Genomic DNA, 16,570 nt, shown 5'->3' with positions numbered 1-16,570 from the left:
TGCAGCGCGCCCTGGTTTCGATAAACGTTATATAGTGTTCTTCGCACGGCTCATTCTCGACTCAATCCTTGCGAGCGGCCATCGCAATACCTTTAAATACCCTGCGAATTTGCTTATTGCGCATGAATCCATCCGTTCATTTGAACCTGCGCCACCTAAGGGTGTTCATCGCCGTGGCCCAGCAAGGCAGCATCAGCAAGGCGGCCGACACGCTCTATCGGGCCCAATCGGCCGTGTCACGCTCCATCCGGCAACTCGAGCAGGCCCTGGACGCCCAACTGTTCGAGCGCCGGTCCAGCGGCATGCTGCCCACGGCCTTCGGGCAAGCGCTGCTGTACCGGGCCGAACGCGCAGCCGGCGAATTCCAGCTCGCGCGCAACGAGCTGGCCTCCAGGCTGCGCAAGGCCAACGGCTCGCCCAACGCGCCGGTGTTCGACATGCTGTTCAACGAAAACAGGCTGCGCATATTCATCGACCTGGCCCAATCGCACCACATGCCCACCGTGGCCAGGGCGCACGGCATCACCCAGCCGGCGGTCAGCGCCTCTATAGGCGAGCTCGAGGCAAGCCTGGGCATACCCTTGTTCGATCGCACCGCCAAGGGCATGATGGCCAACGAGGCCGGCCATATCCTGCTCGTGCGGGCCAAGCGCGCCCTGGCCGAGTTGCGCCATGTCGAGGCGGACATCGCCGCGCTGTCGGGCAAGACGCAAGGCATCGTCAATATCGGCTCGCATCCGCTCAGCCGTACCGTCCTGCTGCCCACGGCCATTGCGCGTGTGCTCGAAGCACATCCGAACCTGTGCGTCTCCATTGTTCCCGGCAGCACCGAGGTGCTGAGGGCTGGCCTGCGCACCGGCGACCTCGACTTCATCCTGGGCACGCTGCGCCAGGACGAAGTCCATGAAGGCCATACCCCGGGTTCGGGTGTCGGCCCCCAACCCGCCGAGCGGGACGACGCCGCCGACCTTGACCACATACCCCTGCTGACCGACAGAATGTCTCTTTTTGTCCGCGCAGGCCATCCGCTTACCAAGCTTCCCCGCATCGGCATCGACGACCTCATGCGGGCCAAATGGCTGTTGCCCACGAGCCGCACGCCTTCACGCGCGGTTTTCGACAGGGCCTTCAAGCGCATGAGCGGCACTGTGCCCCAAAGCCCCGTCGAGACCAGCGATCTGTCCGTCCTGCGCAGCCTGCTGTTGAGCAGCGACCTTGTAACCGCCATGTCGCCCCAGCAACTGGACCTGGAATGCAGGCTGGGCGTACTGCAGCCCCTCGACTTCGAATTCGAGGAAAGCGCGCGCATCATTGCACTGACGCAGCGCGCGGGCAGCCAGCCCTCGCCGGGCGCAGCGGCGCTGATCGCCACTGTGCGGCAAGTGGCGGCCGAGATGCGGGCGGCCTGAGCCGGCGCAGCGCCCCTACCACATGGCATCGGGCCGCTGCTGGCGCTCCAGCGTGCGGCTGTAGCGCGAAATGGCAAAGCAGAACACGAAGTAAATGCCGCCGATGAACAGATAGGCCTCTGTGCTGAAGCCCTGCCACTGAGGATCGGCGATGGCGGCCTTGGCGGCCTGGGTCAGGTCGAAGATGCCGATGATCATGACCAGCGAAGTGTCCTTGAACAGCGAGATGAAGATGCCGACCAGGGGGCCGACGACAATGGCCAGGGCCTGGGGCAGTATCACGCTGCCCATGGTGCGCCAGTAACCCAGGCCCAGCGAGGCCGCGCCTTCGTACTGGCCCTTGGGTATGGCCTGCAGCCCGCCGCGCACCGTCTCGGCGATATAGGCGGCGGCAAACAGGATGATGGCGATCTGGGCCCGAAGCAGCTTGTCGATGGAGACGCCTTCGGGCAGGAACAGGGGCAGCATCACCGACGACATGAACAGCAGGCTGATGAGCGGCACGCCGCGGATCAGTTCGATGTAGACGACGCAAAGCGCCTTGACGGCGGGCATCTCGGAACGGCGGCCCAGGGCAAGCAGGACCCCCAGCGGGAAGGCGCCGGCCACGCCGAACGTCGCCAGCATCAGGGTAAGGGGCAGCCCGCCCCACAAGCGGTTCTCGACATGGGCAAGGCCAAACACCCCGCCCCACATCAGCACGCCGGCGCACGCCAGCGCCACCGCCCACCAAAGCGCCAGCCACCCGTTGCGGAAGCGGCGCAGGCAGCTGCATACGACCAAGGCCACGAGCAGGACGCTGGCCAGCAAAGGCCGCCACTGCTCGTCGTAGGGATAAATGCCGAACAGGATGAGCCGGTGCTTTTCCGCGATGAAGGCCCAGCATGCCCCCGAGGCGGCCCGGCATTCCTGCGCCGTGGCGGCGCTGAAATCGGCATCGAGCAGCAGCCAGTCGACGGCGGCGGGCACGGTCATCAGCAGCAGCCATGCCACCAGCACGGTCAGGAGGGCGTTCAGCGGCGTTGAAAACAGGTCGCGGACCGGGCTCCCGGTGGAGGCCGCTTGGGAAGGAGAGGCCCGCTGCGCATGCCCGGCCATGTCAGCGCTCCACCAGCGCAATGCGCCGGTTGTACCAGTTCATCAGCACCGAGATGGACAGGCTGACGGTCAGGTAGGCGGCCATGATGATGAGGACGCCCTCTATGGCCTGGCCCGTCTGGTTCAGGGTGGTATTGGCGATGGAGACGATGTCCGGGTAGCCGATGGCCACGGCCAGCGAGCTGTTTTTTGTGAGATTCAGATACTGGCTGGTCATGGGCGGCACGATGACACGCAGCGCCTGGGGCAGCACGACCAGTCGCAGCACCTGGGAAGGCGCAAGCCCCAGCGCCCGCGCGGCATCCCGCTGGCCCCGGCCTATGGCCTGGATGCCCGAACGCACGACCTCGGCCACGAAGGCCGAGGTGTACAGCACCAGACCGATCAACAAGGCGGCAAACTCGGGACTGAGGGTGGCGCCCCCCTGGAAATTGAAGCCCTTCAGCCGGGGCACCTGCCAATGAAGCTCCCCGTGGCCTGCAAACCATGCCGCCAGCAACAGGACAAGCAGGGCAAGGGCGGGCGCCCAGGCAAGCAGGGGGCGGCGGCCGCGCCAGCGCGCACCGCGCTCGGAACAACACAGATAGGCGATGCAGGCGGCAAGGGCCAGGAATGCAAGCCAGGCCAAGAGAGGCACGCCGCCCTCGAACCATGGCACGGCAAGCCCCCGGTTCGACAGATGGACGCCCGGCAAGGGGTTGAGCGCCTGGCGCGGCCCGGGCATGGTCTCGGTAATGAGGGCGTACCAGAAGAAGAGGTGCAGCAGCAGCGGAATGTTGCGCATGGCCTCGATGTAGGCGCCGGCTGCGCCCGACACGAGCCAGTTGCGCGACAGGCGCGCGATGCCCAGCAAGACGCCAAGAAGGGTGGCGGCCACGATGCCGATCGCCGCGACGCGCAAGGTGTTCAGCACGCCTATCAGCAATGCCCGGCCGTAGCTGTCGGTGGGCGAGAACGCCAGCATCGACTCACCGATGGCAAAGCCCGCCTCGTCGCGCAGGAAGCCGAAGCCCGTGGAGATATTGCGGGCCTGCAGGTTGGCAAGCGTGTTGGCCACCAGGAACCATGCAAGCAGGCCCACGGCGCCAAGCAACAAGGCCTGGTAAAGAATCGGCCGCCAGCGCGGCCCGGCGGCCGGGCGCGCCGGGCCGCGCTGAGAGTTCGAAACCGTTCTGCTCTTCATCGCAACGTTCTGGTTTTGACGGGCCGAGGCGCTGTTAACAGTTTTAAACAAGGCCGCGCCCATTCGATACAATTCTCAGGCAAGATATCATATCCATCAGTCAGAACCATTCGAGCGCTATCCAGGCCCGCCAACGCCGCCACCATGATCGAATTCCAGCACGTGTTCAAATCCTACGGACGAGGCCGAAACATTCTCTCGGACATCAACTTCCGCGTGGACCCCGGCGAATTCATCTTTGTGTCGGGCCCTTCGGGCGCGGGCAAGTCCACGCTGCTCAAGCTCATCGGCGGCCTCGAGCCCCCCAGCCGCGGCTCCATCGCCGTCAACAACCAGCGCATCGACAAAATGCCCTCCAGGGCCCGCCCTTACCTGCGGCGGGCAGTGGGCATCATCTTGCAAGACACCCATCTGCTGTTTGACCGCAACGCCATCGAGAACGTCCTGCTGCCCCTTAAGGTGATCGGCCTGGAAAACAGCCTGGCCTATACCCGCGCACGCGCCGCCATCGAGAAGGTAGGCCTTTCGGGCAAGGAAGACATGAACCCGGTCGAGCTTTCGGGCGGCGAGCAGCAGCGCCTGGCCATCGCGCGCGCCATCGTCAACCGCCCGGCCATCCTCATCGTCGACGAGCCCACGGCCAATCTCGACCAGGAAACGGCCCGGCGCATCATGGACGTCTTCAAGGACTTCAACCGCGTGGGGGTCACTACGCTCATTGCCTCGCACGACCGCCGCCTCATGGCGTCGTATGCTTCGCGCACCTTCCTGATAGACCACGGCAGGTTCAACGACGTAAAGGGGGTAGCGGCATGAGGCGCTGGCTCAGGCAACATCGCTATGCCATCGCGGTGTCGGTGCGCCGGCTGCTGGCGCAGCCCTTTTCGTCGCTGGCCAATCTGCTGGTCATCGCGCTGACGCTTACCGTGCCCATACTGGGCGCTTCCATATTGATCACGGCGCAGCCCGTGGCGCGGCAACTGTCGGTTTCACCCGAGATGACCATCTTCCTTTCGCCCAGCGCCGATGCCGACGCCAGCGCCGGCATTGCACAGCGGCTGAAGGCCGATTTTGCCGACGACGTCGCCTCGGTCAAGGTGGTAAAGCGCGACGAGGCCATGGCAAAGCTTCGCGCGAACCCCAACTGGGCCCAAGCCCTGGCCGCCCTGCCCAGCAACCCGCTGCCCGACGCGGTGGTGGTCACGCTGCACGAGCATCCCGACCTTGCCCGCCACGCCGACACACTGGCCACGCAATGGCGCCAATGGCAGCAGGTCGACCTGGTGCAGCACGACAGCGCCTGGGTGCAGCGCCTGGAAGCCATACTTCGCTTTGCCCGCATCGGCCTGGTGCTGCTGGCCATCGGTGTGGCGCTGGTGGTGCTGGCCACGGTCTTCAACACGGTGCGCATGCAGGCCCTGACCCAGCGCGAAGAAATCGGCGTGGCCCGCCTGGTGGGCGCAACCGAATCCTTTGTGCGCAGGCCTTTTCTGTATCTGGGCGCGCTTACGGGGCTTACCGCGGGGCTGGCGGCCATCGCACTGGCCTATTTTGCCCTGATGCCGCTCAATACGGCGCTGGCCCGCCTGGCGCAAAGCTACGGCACCAGCCTGGCCCTGCGGCTTCCCGATGCGGTCAGCCTGGCGCTGGCGGTGGTGGTGGTCGCCATTCTGGGCGCGCTCTCGGCCCGCTGGTCGGTCACTCGCAATACACGCTTCTGATGCCCGCACCGGTTTCCTCCGCGCCGGCCGGACTGGCCGGCTTCGCTTCCGTCGTCGTGCAATGGCAAGGCACGCATGGCCGGCACGGCCTGCCCTGGCAAGGCACTACCGACCCATACAGGATCTGGCTTTCAGAGATCATGCTGCAGCAGACGCAGGTGGCGACGGTCATCGGCTACTACGAACGCTTCCTGCAGCGCTTTCCGACGATACGCTCGCTGGCCCAGGCCAGCCAGGACGAGGTCATGCCCTACTGGGCGGGCCTGGGCTACTACGCCCGCGCCCGCAATCTGCATCGCTGTGCGCAGGTCCTGTGCGAGTCATGGGAAGGGAAATTCCCGCGCCAGGCGGCGGAGATCATGACGCTGCCGGGGATAGGCCGCTCGACGGCGGCGGCGATCGCGGCCTTTGCGTATGGCGAGCGCAGCCCGATCATGGACGGCAACGTGAAGCGCGTCTTCACGCGCTATTTCGGCATCGAGGGCGAGACGTCGACTCGGGCGGTGGAACAGCTGCTGTGGCAAACGGCGGAACAGGTCGTTCAGGCGGCGCCCGCGGACCTGGACATGAGCGCCTACACGCAGGGTCTGATGGACCTGGGCTCGGGGGTTTGCACGCGCAGCCGCCCGGCCTGCGAGGCCTGCCCGCTGGCCGCGGGCTGCCAGGCGCGGGCCCAGGGCCGCCAGCACGAGCTTCCGACGCCCAAGCGCCGCAAGCAGCAGGCAGAGCGCCAATGCGCGGTATTGATTCTTGAACATTCAGGCTCGATCCTGCTGCATCAGAGGCCTTCGTCGGGAATCTGGGGCGGCCTGCTGAGCCTGCCGCAGTTCGATACGGCGGGGCAGCTGGAAGAGGCCTGTGCTCGTTGGGGGCTGTCTCTGGCGCCAGAGCAGAGGATGGCGGGGCTTTCGCATACGTTCACGCATTTCAAGCTGCACATCGAGCCCTGGCTGGTGGTCTGGGACGGCTCCCGAGTCATGGAGCCCGAGGCGGACCATGTCTGGCTGCCTACATCCCAGCTAACCCAGGCCGCGCTGCCGGCGCCGGTGCGCAAGATTCTTGATGGCCTGTATGGCCAGGACGATTTGCTTCGTTCTTTTTGATTTTGTTTGCTGGTTGGAAGGTTGTATTTGGGTCTTTAAGCCGATGCCTTCTAAATCGGAAGGCCGTATTTGGGTCTTTAAGGCGGCACGCTTTGAGATTGAGCGCTTGTAATTTGGGTTTTTAAACCGGCGTGCTTTGAGATTGAACGCTTATTAATTTGGGTTTTAAACCGGCGCGCCGCGGGGCCGTATTTTGGGCGCCGGAGAGCTGCGGCCGGCTTTGCCGGCTGCCCTCGCATCACCTTGTTTTTGGGGCGCTCGCGAACTCGCGGGCGGCGCAGCATGCTGCGCCAAGCTTGCCCGCTCAAACAGGCGCTCGCTTGCCTCCCCAAAAACAAGGCGCCGCTCGGCTTGCTCAACGTCGCCCAAAATACGGCCCCGCGGCGCGCCTCACAGAGTCTTGATTTGCGGCATTCCAGAGTCTCTTGGATTGTCGCGCTATCTTTTCAGCATGGCTTTTTAGCCTTCAAATCGTGGTGCTTTGGTGCGTGCGCCATGGCTTTTGAGCTGCTCGCCACCACTCGCCTATCCGTTGAGGTTCCCTACCTATAGGGGGCTGAATACATCCACACAAGAGACAACCCCGACACGCGCGCCTCGCAAGCCGGCCGTGTATTCACCCCGATGCAGTTCCTGTGATGCGGGGTGTGTCTGGGCCGGGCGTTGGCTGTCGAGCCAGGCGCCGCAGAACGGAGGGCGAAGGCCCGGAGGATGCGGACAGGCGGGCCCGAAGGGCCGACTGCCTCCGTCCGGAACAGACATACCCCGCAGCGCAGGAACGGGTTTAAAGCCAACATCGTCGCAGCCAAACCCGGGAATGGGTTTAAAGAACCGACACCCCCGCAACCAAGCATGAATCAGGAACGAAACCCGAACAGGCTGCTCACGCTCAGAATCAGAAACAGGCCAGAAACGAACAGGGCAGCACAGAAGCAGCCCCAAAACAAATCAAGCAGCGTTACCGCCGAACCGGCCGATAAGTACTGATATTCATCAAGATCCCGCAGGCGATCCCCAGCGTCAGCAAAGCCGTCCCCCCGTAGCTCATGAAAGGCAACGGCACCCCCACCACCGGCAGTATGCCCATTACCATCCCCATGTTCACGAACACATAGACAAAGAACATCATCGCCATCGACCCTGCCAGCAGCCGCCCGAACTGCGTATGGGCACGAACCGCAATCGCCAGGCCCCGGAGGATCAGCAGCCCGTACAGCACCAGCAGCATGATCCCCCCATACAAGCCGAACTCTTCCGCATAGACCGCGAAAATGAAATCGGTCGTGCGTTCGGGAATGAAATTGAGGTGGGACTGCGTGCCCTGCATATAGCCCTTGCCGTAGATGCCGCCCGAGCCGATCGCGATCATCGACTGGATGGTATGGAAGCCCTTGCCCAGGGGATCGGAGCCCGGGTTGAGCAATGTGCACACCCTATGCTTCTGGTAGTCGTGCAGCACTACCCAGTCGACTTCCGGCTGGCAGATCTGGTCTTCGTAGTAGACCACCGTGCCCAGCACAACGACCACCGCCAGGAATACGGGCGTGAGCAGCTTGAACGAAAGCCCGCCGAAATAAATAACGCAAAAGCCCGAAGCGAAAACCAGCAATGCCGTGCCCAGGTCGGGCTGAAGCACGATGAGCGCAAAAGGCACCGCCAGCAGGAACGCCGCGGCCAGGAAATCGAGTATGCCGATCTTGCCCTGGTGGCGATGAAAGTACCAGGCCAGCATCATGGGCACCGCTATCTTCATCATCTCGGAGGGCTGTATGCGCACGATGCCCAGGTCCAGCCAGCGGGTGGCGCCTTTGCTGGTTTCGCCGAAAAACTCCACCCCCAGCAACAGCACCACCCCTATGCTGTAGAACCAGGGTGCCAGCTGCATCAGTCGCGGCAGGGGAATCACGGCCACAATCCACAACACGAAGAAGGCCAGCAGGAAATGCCGCGACTGGTCGGCAAAACGCCAATCCGTTCCGCCCACCGCCGAATGCATTACCGTGAGCCCCAGCAGGGTCATCAGCACCAATATCGCCAGCAAGGGCCAGTCGAGGCTTCTCAGGGCCTTCAGCGCGGCTTGGGCCAATATCTTCATGAGCCGTCCTTCACGCGGGCAATGAGCCGTTCGCGCTCGGCCACCCGCTCGGGGTCGAGCCAGTAGTCGAAGACCGTGCGCGCGATGGGCGCGGCCTCGGTCGAGCCCCAGCCACCGTTCTCGACGATGAGGGCGAGTGCGATGCGTGGATTCTCCACGGGCGCGTAGGCCATGAACAGGGCATGGTCGCGCAGGCGCTCGTCGATTTCCGCCGCGTTGTACTTGGCGCCGCGCAAACTGAAGACCTGCGCCGTGCCGGTCTTGCCGGCGGCCTGGTAGCTGGTGCCGGCAAAGGCCCGGCGCGCCGTGCCCGACTTGAGGACGTCGACCATGGCGTCGCGCACGACCTTGAGGTTCTCGGGCTTGAGATCGATGACGTGCGACGGCTCGATGGGGGTGGAAACGGCTTTGCCTGTTTCGGGGTTGCGTATCTTGCTGACAAGGTGGGGCTCGATATAGCGGCCGCCGTCGGCCAGCACCGCGGTAGCCTGGGCCAGCTGCAGCAGGGTGAAGGCGTTGTAGCCCTGGCCCACGGCAACGGATACCGACTCGCCCGCGTACCAGCGCTGCTGCTCGGGCTTGCGATAGTTGCGGCGCTTCCAGTCGGTGGAAGGCAGGACGCCGCGCTTTTCGCCATCGAGATCGATGCCGGTCAATTGCCCGAAGCCGAATTGCTTGCTGAAATCGTGCAGCGCATCGACGCCGATCTCGGGGCCCAGGGAATAGAAATAGGTATCGGACGACACCACGATGGCGCGGTGCATGTCGGTCGAGCCGTAGGCCGCGCCGCCCGCATTTCGAAACTTCTGCCCGCCCAGTTCGTAATAGCCGGGGTCGGCAATGCGCAGGCTGGCCGAGCGCACGCCCAGCTCGAGCGCGGCCAGCGCTACAAAGGGCTTGTAGGTGGAGCCGATCGGATACGTGCTGTACAGCGGCCGGTTGATCAGCGGATAGTCGGGCGATTCGTTCAGCTCGCGCCAGCTGTCGACGTCGATGCCGTCGACGAAAAGATTGGGGTCGAACGAGGGCGCGGAGACGAAGGCAAGCACTTCGCCCGTGCCCGGCTCGATGGCGACCAGGGCGCCGCGCTTGCCCTCGAACTGGGCCTCGGCGATTTTCTGCAGGCCGATGTCCAGCGACAGCCTCAGGTCGGAGCCCGGCACCGGGTCGGTGCGCTGCAGCGTGCGCACCGGCCGGCCCGAGGCGGTAACCTCGACTTCCTCAACGCCGGTCTTGCCGTGCAGTGTCTGCTCCCAGGTTTTTTCGATGCCCTTTTTGCCGATGGTGCTGGTACCCCGATAATTGCCGAGGTCGCCGCTTTCTTCGAGCCGGTTCATGTCCGCCTCGGAGATCCGGCCGACGAAGCCGAGCACGTGGGCAGCGGAAGTTCCTTGCGGATACTCGCGCACCCAGCGCGCCTTGAGCTCGACGCCCGGGAACTTGTAGGCATGGGCCGCGAACCATGAGGCCTCGATGTCGCTGAGGTTGTTGCGCAGGATGACGCTGGCGTAGCGGCCCGACTGGTTCAGCGCCTGCTCGAAGCGCCGCCGCTGGTAGGCGCTGATGTAGACGATGGGGCTGAGTTCTTCAAGCAGCGCATCCATGTCCTTGACATTGGCCGGCACCACCTCGAGGGTGTAGTCGCGATAGTTTCGGGCCAGCACCACGCCGTTGCGGTCCAGTATCTCCCCCCGCCGGGGCGGAACGGGTACGACCGCGATGCGGTTCTGGTCGGCCCGGGCCGCAAAGCCCTCGTAGCGCTCGACCTGCAGATACCACAAGCGCCCGACCAGCCCCAGGAAGCAGGCCAGGGCAAAGATGCCCGCGACCCAGATGCGCAGCAGTATGCGGCGCTTCTGATGCAGGGTGGTTCTTTTGTACTCGAACATGGCTTGCGTGGCGGGACGCTAGCCCGCACCGGCGTCGATCTCGTCCTGACGCCGCTGCGGTAGATGAAGAAGGATGTCGGCCAAGGGCCACAACGCCACCGTGAACAGCGCCGACCACAGCCATGCCCAGCCTGTCCATTCGCCTGCCAGCCAGGCATGGATGATGCGCGTCACGGCTTCGGAAACCACGACCACCGGCAGCATGTGCACCGCCTGCGCCAGGGCGCTGAAGCGCTGCAGGCGCCGCGTGAGTATGATGGCCCCGTAGGCGGCCAGCACATAGTTCAATGCCTGCTCGCCCAGAAGGCCGGCGTCGTGCACGTCCATCAACAGGCCGAACACAAAGGCCGTGGTCAGTCCGATGCGGCGCGGCTCATTCAGGCACCAGAAAAGTATGACCAGCAGCAGCAGGTCGGGCGCCGGCTGCCACAGGCGCCAGGGCAGCAGCGAGATCAGCCACACCACCAGGATGGTCGACCAGATGAACAGCCACCCCGAAGGACGCCGGAAGGGCGTGACGTCGATGGGCTCGAGCGAGCTGAGCGACGATCGGCGCTGGACGGGAAGGGCCGCCCGCGAATTATTCGGACGGTGCTGATTCATCGGAATGGTCCTGTGCAAGATCCGGGTGGCTGGATTCGACCCTCAGCACCAGGAAATGGCGATAACGTTCAGGGTGGGACAGCGGCGTGGCGACCGCCATCGAGAACCCCGATGCGCTGTCACGCTGGATTTCATCCACCCGGGCCACGGACAGGCCCGCGGGGAACAGGCCGCCGACCCCGCTGGTGACCAGCACGTCGCCGGGCTCGATGTCGGAGTCGTTGGTCAGGTAGCGCACCTCGACCTTGCCGCCGGGATGGCCGCCGAATGCGATCAGGCGCAGGCCATTGCGCAGCACCTGCACCGGAATGGAAACCTTGTCGTCAGTCAGCAAGGCCGCCTCGGACGTGAATGGCGTGACCCGTACGATCTGGCCGACCACGCCCCCCTCGTCGATGACGGGCATGCCTGGAAGGATGCCGCTGTTGCGGCCCTTGTCGAAAACCAGGTGGCGGGTGAATGCATTGGGCGGCTCGTACAGGACCTCGACCGCAACCGAAGGCTGGACCACCATGTCGGCCACGCTGAGCAGGCGGCGCAACTGCTGGTTCTCGGCCGACAACTGGGCGGCATGGGTGGCGATCTGGGCCAGCTCGATGCGCTGGCGCTGCAACGCCTCTTTTTCGGTGCGCGCCACCGAGGCGGCATCGGTCCAGTCGCTGACGGTGGCAATGAGGTCGCGCGGCACCATGACGGCCCGCTGGAAGGGATAAAGGCCCACCGACACGACCTCGCGGGCCGGATCCAGCACACGCCAGCGGGCATCGACGATGAGCAGCGCCAGGGACATGACTACAAAGAGGAACAAGCGGAGCTCCGCGGTCGGCCCACGCTTGAATAGCCTGATCGTCCCTTGTTCTTGCATTGTCTATCGCGCTTGCCTGGAAACACGCCCGGCGGCCGGGGGCCTGTCAACGCTAAAAAAGTCCGCCCTGCCCCGGGCGCCAGGCCGGGGCATGCCGCGTCAATCGTAAATGAAAACGGTGCCGAGCCTTTCAAGATGCTCGAGGGCCTCGCCGCAGCCGCGCACGACGCAGGTAAGCGGGTCGTCGGCCACGACCACGGGCAGGCCGGTTTCTTCCTGGAGCAGGCGGTCGAGGTCGCGCAGCAATGCGCCGCCGGTAAGGGCAATGCCCTTGTCGGTGATGTCGGCGCCGAGTTCGGGCGGAGTCTGCTCGAGCGCGGTTTTGACCGCCGAGACGATCTGGTTGAGCGGATCGGTGAGGGACTCGAGGATTTCGTTGGAGGAAACCGTGAAGCTGCGCGGCACGCCTTCGGAAAGATTGCGGCCCTTGACCTCGATCTCGCGGATTTCGGCGCCCGGGAAGGCCGAGCCGATTTCCTTCTTGATGAGTTCGGCCGTGGGTTCGCCGATGAGCATGCCGTAGTTGCGGCGTATGTAATTGATGATGGCTTCGTCGAATTTGTCGCCACCGACCCGCACCGAGCCCTTGTACACCATGCCGCCCAGCGATATGACCGCGACCTCGGTGGTGCCGCCGCCAATGTCGACCACCATGGAGCCGCTGGCGTCGGAGACGGCCAGGCCGGCGCCGATGGCGGCGGCCATGGGCTCTTCGATGAGGAAGACCTGGCTGGCGCCGGCGCCCAGGGCCGATTCGCGGATGGCGCGGCGCTCGACCTGGGTCGAGCCGCAGGGCACGCAGACGATGATGCGCGGGCTGGGCGCGAACATGCTGCGCGGGTGCACCATGCGGATGAACTGCTTGAGCATCTGCTCGGTAACGGTAAAGTCGGCGATGACGCCGTCTTTCATGGGGCGGATGGCCTCGATGTTGCCCGGCACCCGGCCCAGCATCTGCTTGGCCTCGCGGCCCACGGCCTGGATGATCTTCTTGCCGCTGGCGCTGCCGTCGTGCCTGATGGCCACCACAGACGGCTCGTCAAGCACGATGCCCTTGCCTCGGACGTAAATGAGCGTGTTGGCGGTACCCAGGTCGATCGCCATATCGCTGGAAAAGTAGCTGCGCAGAAATCCGAACATGTGCTAGGGGTCTGAAAAGATTGGAATACGGGGCCGGCTGGCCAATGACGGCTAAGCTTTTAATGATAACTTATAATTTACCGAAGTTAGCAGTCATTTATCCTCCTCTTACAGTTAAGTAAGAAGTAAGCTCAGATCCTTTTCATGGCTATCACCGACCAAGACGTCGCCCGCATCGCCCATCTGGCGCGCATTGCCCTCTCGCCCCAAGACGCCGAGCGAACCCGCCGCGAGCTCAACGGCATACTCGGCCTGATCGAACAGCTGCAGGCCGTCGACACCCAGGGCGTCGAGCCCATGGCCCACCCTCTTTCGGCACACCAGGAAATCAGCCTGCGCCTGCGCGAAGACAAGGCCGAGCCCGGCAATGAAACACAGCGCTCGGCCCTCATGGCCAACGCGCCCGCCACGGCCCAGGGGCTTTTCCTTGTGCCCACGGTCATCGAATAAAACATGTCCACCATGCCTTTGCACACCGAATTCGATTCCATCGAAGCCCTGGGCGCTGCGCTGCGCCAGGGCAAGGTCAGCGCCCTCGAGCTTGCCGACAGCGCCCTGGATGCCATCCAGGCCCAATCAGGCCTCAACGCCTTCCTGCACGTCGATGCCGAACTGACCCGCGCCCAGGCGCGGGCCGCCGACGACTTGCTGGGCCAGGGCCGGGGCGGCAGCCTTACCGGCATCCCCATCGCCCACAAAGACGTCTTCGTCACACGGGGCTGGCGCACCACCGCGGCCAGCAAGATGCTGGCCGACTACACAAGCCCCTTCGACGCCACCGTGGTCTCGCTGCTGGAACAGGCCGGCGCCGTCTCGCTGGGCAAGCTCAATTGCGACGAATTCGCCATGGGTTCGGGCAACGAGAACTCGGCCTTCGGCCCCGCCCGCAACCCCTGGGACGCCGATGCCGTACCCGGCGGCTCGTCGGGTGGCTCGGCGGCGGCCGTGGCGGCCGGCCTGGTCATGGCCGCCACCGGCACCGATACCGGCGGTTCGGTACGCCAGCCGGCGGCCCTGTGCGGCGTCAGCGGCATCAAGCCCACCTACGGCACCGTGTCGCGCTTCGGCATGGTGGCCTTCGGCTCCAGCCTCGACCAGGCCGGCCCGCTGGCCCGCCACGCCCGCGACCTGCTCGAACTGCTCGACCCCATCAGTGCCTTCGACCAGCGCGACGCCACCAGCCTGCCCGATTGCGATGGGGCGGCCAACCAGTCCGGCCGCGTCCGCGCCCAATTCGACGCGGCTGTGGCCGCGCAGCAAGAAGGGGGCGCCAAGCCGCTGCAGGGCCTGCGCATCGGCGTACCGGCCGAGTTCTTCAACGAAGGGCTGTCGCCCGAGGTGGCCCAGGCCGTCGAGTCGGCACTGCAAACCTATGAATCGTTGGGTGCACGCCGCGTCGAGATCTCGCTGCCGCGCACCAAGCTGTCCATTCCCGCCTATTATGTGATCGCGCCGGCCGAGGCCTCGAGCAACCTGTCGCGCTACGACGGCGTGCGCTACGGCCACCGAACCGCCTCTTACGGTGACCTGGCCGACATGACCAGCCGCTCGCGCGCCGAGGGCTTCGGCCCCGAGGTCCTGCGCCGCATCCTGGTGGGCACCTATGTGCTGTGCCACGGCTACTACGACGCCTACTACCTGCAGGCCCAGCGTATCCGGCGCCTTATCGCGCAAGACTTCCAGCAGGCCTTCGCCGACCATTGCGACGTCATCATGGGGCCGGTCACGCCCTCGGTCGCCAAGCGCATCGGCGAAAACCGCGACGACCCCACCGCCGACTGGCTGGCCGACGTCTACACCCTTGGGGTCAGCCTGGCGGGCCTGCCCGCCATGTCCATTCCCTGCGGCTTCAGCAGCTCTGCAAAGCCCCTGCCCATCGGCCTGCAGCTTATCGGCGACTATTTCCGCGAAGGCCAGTTGCTGGCCATCGCCGACCGCTTCCAGCAGGCGACCGACTGGCATCAACGTAAACCGGAACAGCAATGATGGAATGGGAAATCGTCATCGGGCTTGAGACCCACACCCAGCTCGCCACCGAATCAAAGATATTCTCCAGCAGCAGCACGCGCTTTGGCGCGGCGCCCAATACGCAGGCCAACGAAATCGACATGGCGCTGCCCGGCAGCCTGCCCGTGCTCAACCGGGGCGCGGTCGAGTGCGCCATCCGCTTCGGGCTGGCCATCGGGGCCCACATCGCTCCGCGCTCGGTCTTCGCCCGTAAAAACTACTTCTACCCCGACCTGCCCAAGAACTACCAGATCAGCCAGTTCGAGCTGCCTGTGGTGCAAGGAGGCTCGCTGCGCTTTTTCGTGGGCGACCAAGAGCATACGGTCAATCTCACACGCGCCCACCTGGAAGAAGACGCCGGCAAGTCGCTGCACGAGAATTTCACCGGCCCCCACGGCGAATCGTCGACCGGCATCGACCTGAACCGGGCCGGCACCCCCCTGCTCGAAATCGTTTCCGAGCCCGAGATGCGCTCCGCCGCCGAAGCCGTGGCCTATGCGCGCACCCTGCACGGCCTGGTGATGTGGCTGGGCATCTGCGACGGCAACATGCAAGAGGGCTCGTTCCGCTGCGACGCCAACGTGTCGGTGCGGCCCAAGGGCCAGGCCGAGTTCGGCACACGCTGCGAAATCAAGAACCTCAACTCCTTCCGCTTTCTTGAGCGGGCCATCCAGTACGAGGCCCGCAGGCAGATCGAGCTTATCGAGGACGGCGGCACCGTACGGCAGGAAACCCGCCTGTATGACGCCGATCGCGACGAAACACGCAGCATGCGCAGCAAGGAAGACTCGGACGACTATCGCTACTTTCCCGACCCCGACCTGCCCCCGCTGGCCATCACGGCCGACTGGGTCGAGCGCGTCAGGGCCGAGCTGCCCGAGCTGCCCGGCGCCAAGCGCCAGCGCTTCGAAACCGAACTGGGCCTGACCCCCTACGATGCCGCGCAACTGACGATGGATCGCGCCTATGCCGATTACTTCGAACAGGCCGCCGCGCAACTACCCCAGGGCCAGGCCAAGCTGGCCGCCAACTGGATACTGGGCGAACTGTCGGCCAGCCTCAATCGCGACGAGATCGACATCGCGCAAAGCCGCGTGGCTCCCGCCTCGCTGGCGGCCCTGATTGCCCGCATCATCGACGGTACCGTCTCGAACAAGATCGCGCGCGACGTGTTCGCCGCCATGTGGGCCGGCGAGCACGACGGCGACCCCGACGCCATCATCGAGGCGCGCGGCCTGAAGCAGATCAGCGACAGCGGCGCCATCGGCTCGATGATCGACGAAGTGCTGGCCGCCAACCCCGCCATCGTCGAACAATACCGGGCGGGCAAGGACAAGGCCTTCAATTCGCTGGTGGGCCAGATCATGAAGGCCGCCAAGGGCAAGGCCAACCCCCAGCAGGTGAACCAGCTGCTGAAGGAAAAGCTGGGCTGACCGCGCCAGCCGGCCGACAGGCCG

General features: G+C 64.9%; 14 protein-coding genes. 7 read left to right on the top strand and 7 right to left on the bottom strand.

What is annotated here, in order from left to right:
- The first annotated feature begins 122 nt into the window (after positions 1-122).
- The gene (locus C7440_RS02570) at positions 123-1,409 is read left to right on the top strand and encodes a LysR family transcriptional regulator (protein ID WP_026068192.1); all 1,287 of its coding nucleotides are present in this window, start codon (positions 123-125) and stop codon (positions 1,407-1,409) included.
- Positions 1,410-1,424: 15 nt separating this feature from the next.
- Here C7440_RS02570 and C7440_RS02565 read toward each other — a convergent pair whose 3' ends face one another.
- A complete protein-coding gene (locus tag C7440_RS02565) occupies positions 1,425-2,507 on the bottom strand; it encodes an amino acid ABC transporter permease (RefSeq protein WP_017525687.1) in 1,083 nt (360 codons plus the stop codon).
- 1 nt (position 2,508) lies between these two features.
- On the bottom strand, positions 2,509-3,690 hold the full coding sequence (locus C7440_RS02560; RefSeq protein WP_017525686.1) for an amino acid ABC transporter permease: 1,182 nt from the start codon (positions 3,688-3,690) through the stop codon (positions 2,509-2,511).
- 144 nt (positions 3,691-3,834) lie between these two features.
- Between C7440_RS02560 and C7440_RS02555 the strand changes: the two genes are divergently transcribed.
- Genes C7440_RS02555 through mutY form a run of 3 tightly spaced genes read left to right on the top strand, consistent with a single transcriptional unit; the run spans position 3,835 to position 6,514 of the window.
- On the top strand, positions 3,835-4,506 hold the full coding sequence (locus tag C7440_RS02555; RefSeq protein ID WP_017525685.1) for a cell division ATP-binding protein FtsE: 672 nt from the start codon (positions 3,835-3,837) through the stop codon (positions 4,504-4,506).
- On the top strand, positions 4,503-5,411 hold the full coding sequence (locus tag C7440_RS02550; protein ID WP_017525684.1) for a cell division protein FtsX: 909 nt from the start codon (positions 4,503-4,505) through the stop codon (positions 5,409-5,411). The genes C7440_RS02555 and C7440_RS02550 overlap by 4 nt, the downstream gene beginning before the upstream one ends.
- Positions 5,411-6,514, top strand: a complete 1,104-nt coding sequence (gene mutY / locus C7440_RS02545; protein WP_116517362.1) for an A/G-specific adenine glycosylase — start codon at positions 5,411-5,413, stop codon at positions 6,512-6,514. The genes C7440_RS02550 and mutY overlap by 1 nt, the downstream gene beginning before the upstream one ends.
- Before the next feature lie 958 nt (positions 6,515-7,472).
- On the opposite strand, the gene rodA is transcribed toward mutY, so the two are convergent.
- The 5 genes from rodA to C7440_RS02520 form a co-directional block, all read right to left on the bottom strand.
- Positions 7,473-8,609 (bottom strand): rod shape-determining protein RodA, encoded by a 1,137-nt coding sequence (gene rodA / locus C7440_RS02540; RefSeq protein WP_116517361.1) that lies wholly within the window; start codon positions 8,607-8,609, stop codon positions 7,473-7,475.
- Positions 8,606-10,498: a penicillin-binding protein 2 gene (mrdA, locus tag C7440_RS02535; protein ID WP_017525314.1), complete on the bottom strand. Its 1,893-nt coding sequence runs from the start codon at positions 10,496-10,498 to the stop codon at positions 8,606-8,608. Before mrdA ends, rodA begins: the two co-directional genes overlap by 4 nt.
- Positions 10,499-10,516: 18 nt before the next feature.
- Positions 10,517-11,101 carry a rod shape-determining protein MreD gene (mreD, locus tag C7440_RS02530; protein ID WP_116517360.1) on the bottom strand — a complete coding sequence of 195 codons (585 nt, stop codon included), beginning with the start codon at positions 11,099-11,101 and terminating at the stop codon, positions 10,517-10,519.
- Positions 11,079-11,966, bottom strand: coding sequence for a rod shape-determining protein MreC (gene mreC / locus C7440_RS02525; protein ID WP_026068115.1), 888 nt, complete (start codon positions 11,964-11,966; stop codon positions 11,079-11,081). Before mreC ends, mreD begins: the two co-directional genes overlap by 23 nt.
- Before the next feature lie 99 nt (positions 11,967-12,065).
- Positions 12,066-13,106, bottom strand: a complete 1,041-nt coding sequence (locus C7440_RS02520) for a rod shape-determining protein (RefSeq protein WP_116517359.1) — start codon at positions 13,104-13,106, stop codon at positions 12,066-12,068.
- Between the two features lie 144 nt (positions 13,107-13,250).
- Between C7440_RS02520 and gatC the strand changes: the two genes are divergently transcribed.
- The 3 genes from gatC to gatB are packed head-to-tail and all read left to right on the top strand — an operon-like array spanning position 13,251 to position 16,546.
- Positions 13,251-13,556, top strand: coding sequence for an Asp-tRNA(Asn)/Glu-tRNA(Gln) amidotransferase subunit GatC (gatC, locus tag C7440_RS02515; protein WP_017525310.1), 306 nt, complete (start codon positions 13,251-13,253; stop codon positions 13,554-13,556).
- A 3-nt stretch (positions 13,557-13,559) separates the two neighbouring features.
- Positions 13,560-15,092 carry an Asp-tRNA(Asn)/Glu-tRNA(Gln) amidotransferase subunit GatA gene (gatA, locus tag C7440_RS02510; RefSeq protein ID WP_116517358.1) on the top strand — a complete coding sequence of 511 codons (1,533 nt, stop codon included), beginning with the start codon at positions 13,560-13,562 and terminating at the stop codon, positions 15,090-15,092.
- The gene (gatB, locus tag C7440_RS02505; protein WP_116517357.1) at positions 15,092-16,546 is read left to right on the top strand and encodes an Asp-tRNA(Asn)/Glu-tRNA(Gln) amidotransferase subunit GatB; all 1,455 of its coding nucleotides are present in this window, start codon (positions 15,092-15,094) and stop codon (positions 16,544-16,546) included. Before gatA ends, gatB begins: the two co-directional genes overlap by 1 nt.
- Positions 16,547-16,570 lie beyond the last annotated feature (24 nt).

It is taken from the genome of Pusillimonas noertemannii (assembly GCF_003096595.1).
GTDB lineage: Bacteria > Pseudomonadota > Gammaproteobacteria > Burkholderiales > Burkholderiaceae_B > Pusillimonas > Pusillimonas noertemannii.
Note: the sequence above shows the minus strand (reverse complement) of the source record. Positions and strands in the feature narration are given on the sequence as shown.

What these genes read in the sequence shown, in the direction of transcription:
- mreC (WP_026068115.1), bottom strand. Translation starts at nt 11,966, where the DNA reads ATGCAAGAACAAGGGACGATCAGGCTATTCAAGCGTGGGCCGACCGCG.
- mrdA (WP_017525314.1), bottom strand. Translation starts at nt 10,498, where the DNA reads ATGTTCGAGTACAAAAGAACCACCCTGCATCAGAAGCGCCGCATACTG.
- gatB (WP_116517357.1), top strand. Translation starts at nt 15,092, where the DNA reads ATGGAATGGGAAATCGTCATCGGGCTTGAGACCCACACCCAGCTCGCC.
- rodA (WP_116517361.1), bottom strand. Translation starts at nt 8,609, where the DNA reads ATGAAGATATTGGCCCAAGCCGCGCTGAAGGCCCTGAGAAGCCTCGAC.
- C7440_RS02550 (WP_017525684.1), top strand. Translation starts at nt 4,503, where the DNA reads ATGAGGCGCTGGCTCAGGCAACATCGCTATGCCATCGCGGTGTCGGTG.
- mutY (WP_116517362.1), top strand. Translation starts at nt 5,411, where the DNA reads ATGCCCGCACCGGTTTCCTCCGCGCCGGCCGGACTGGCCGGCTTCGCT.
- C7440_RS02565 (WP_017525687.1), bottom strand. Translation starts at nt 2,507, where the DNA reads ATGGCCGGGCATGCGCAGCGGGCCTCTCCTTCCCAAGCGGCCTCCACC.
- C7440_RS02570 (WP_026068192.1), top strand. Translation starts at nt 123, where the DNA reads ATGAATCCATCCGTTCATTTGAACCTGCGCCACCTAAGGGTGTTCATC.
- mreD (WP_116517360.1), bottom strand. Translation starts at nt 11,101, where the DNA reads ATGAATCAGCACCGTCCGAATAATTCGCGGGCGGCCCTTCCCGTCCAG.
- gatA (WP_116517358.1), top strand. Translation starts at nt 13,560, where the DNA reads ATGTCCACCATGCCTTTGCACACCGAATTCGATTCCATCGAAGCCCTG.
- C7440_RS02520 (WP_116517359.1), bottom strand. Translation starts at nt 13,106, where the DNA reads ATGTTCGGATTTCTGCGCAGCTACTTTTCCAGCGATATGGCGATCGAC.
- gatC (WP_017525310.1), top strand. Translation starts at nt 13,251, where the DNA reads ATGGCTATCACCGACCAAGACGTCGCCCGCATCGCCCATCTGGCGCGC.
- C7440_RS02555 (WP_017525685.1), top strand. Translation starts at nt 3,835, where the DNA reads ATGATCGAATTCCAGCACGTGTTCAAATCCTACGGACGAGGCCGAAAC.
- C7440_RS02560 (WP_017525686.1), bottom strand. Translation starts at nt 3,690, where the DNA reads ATGAAGAGCAGAACGGTTTCGAACTCTCAGCGCGGCCCGGCGCGCCCG.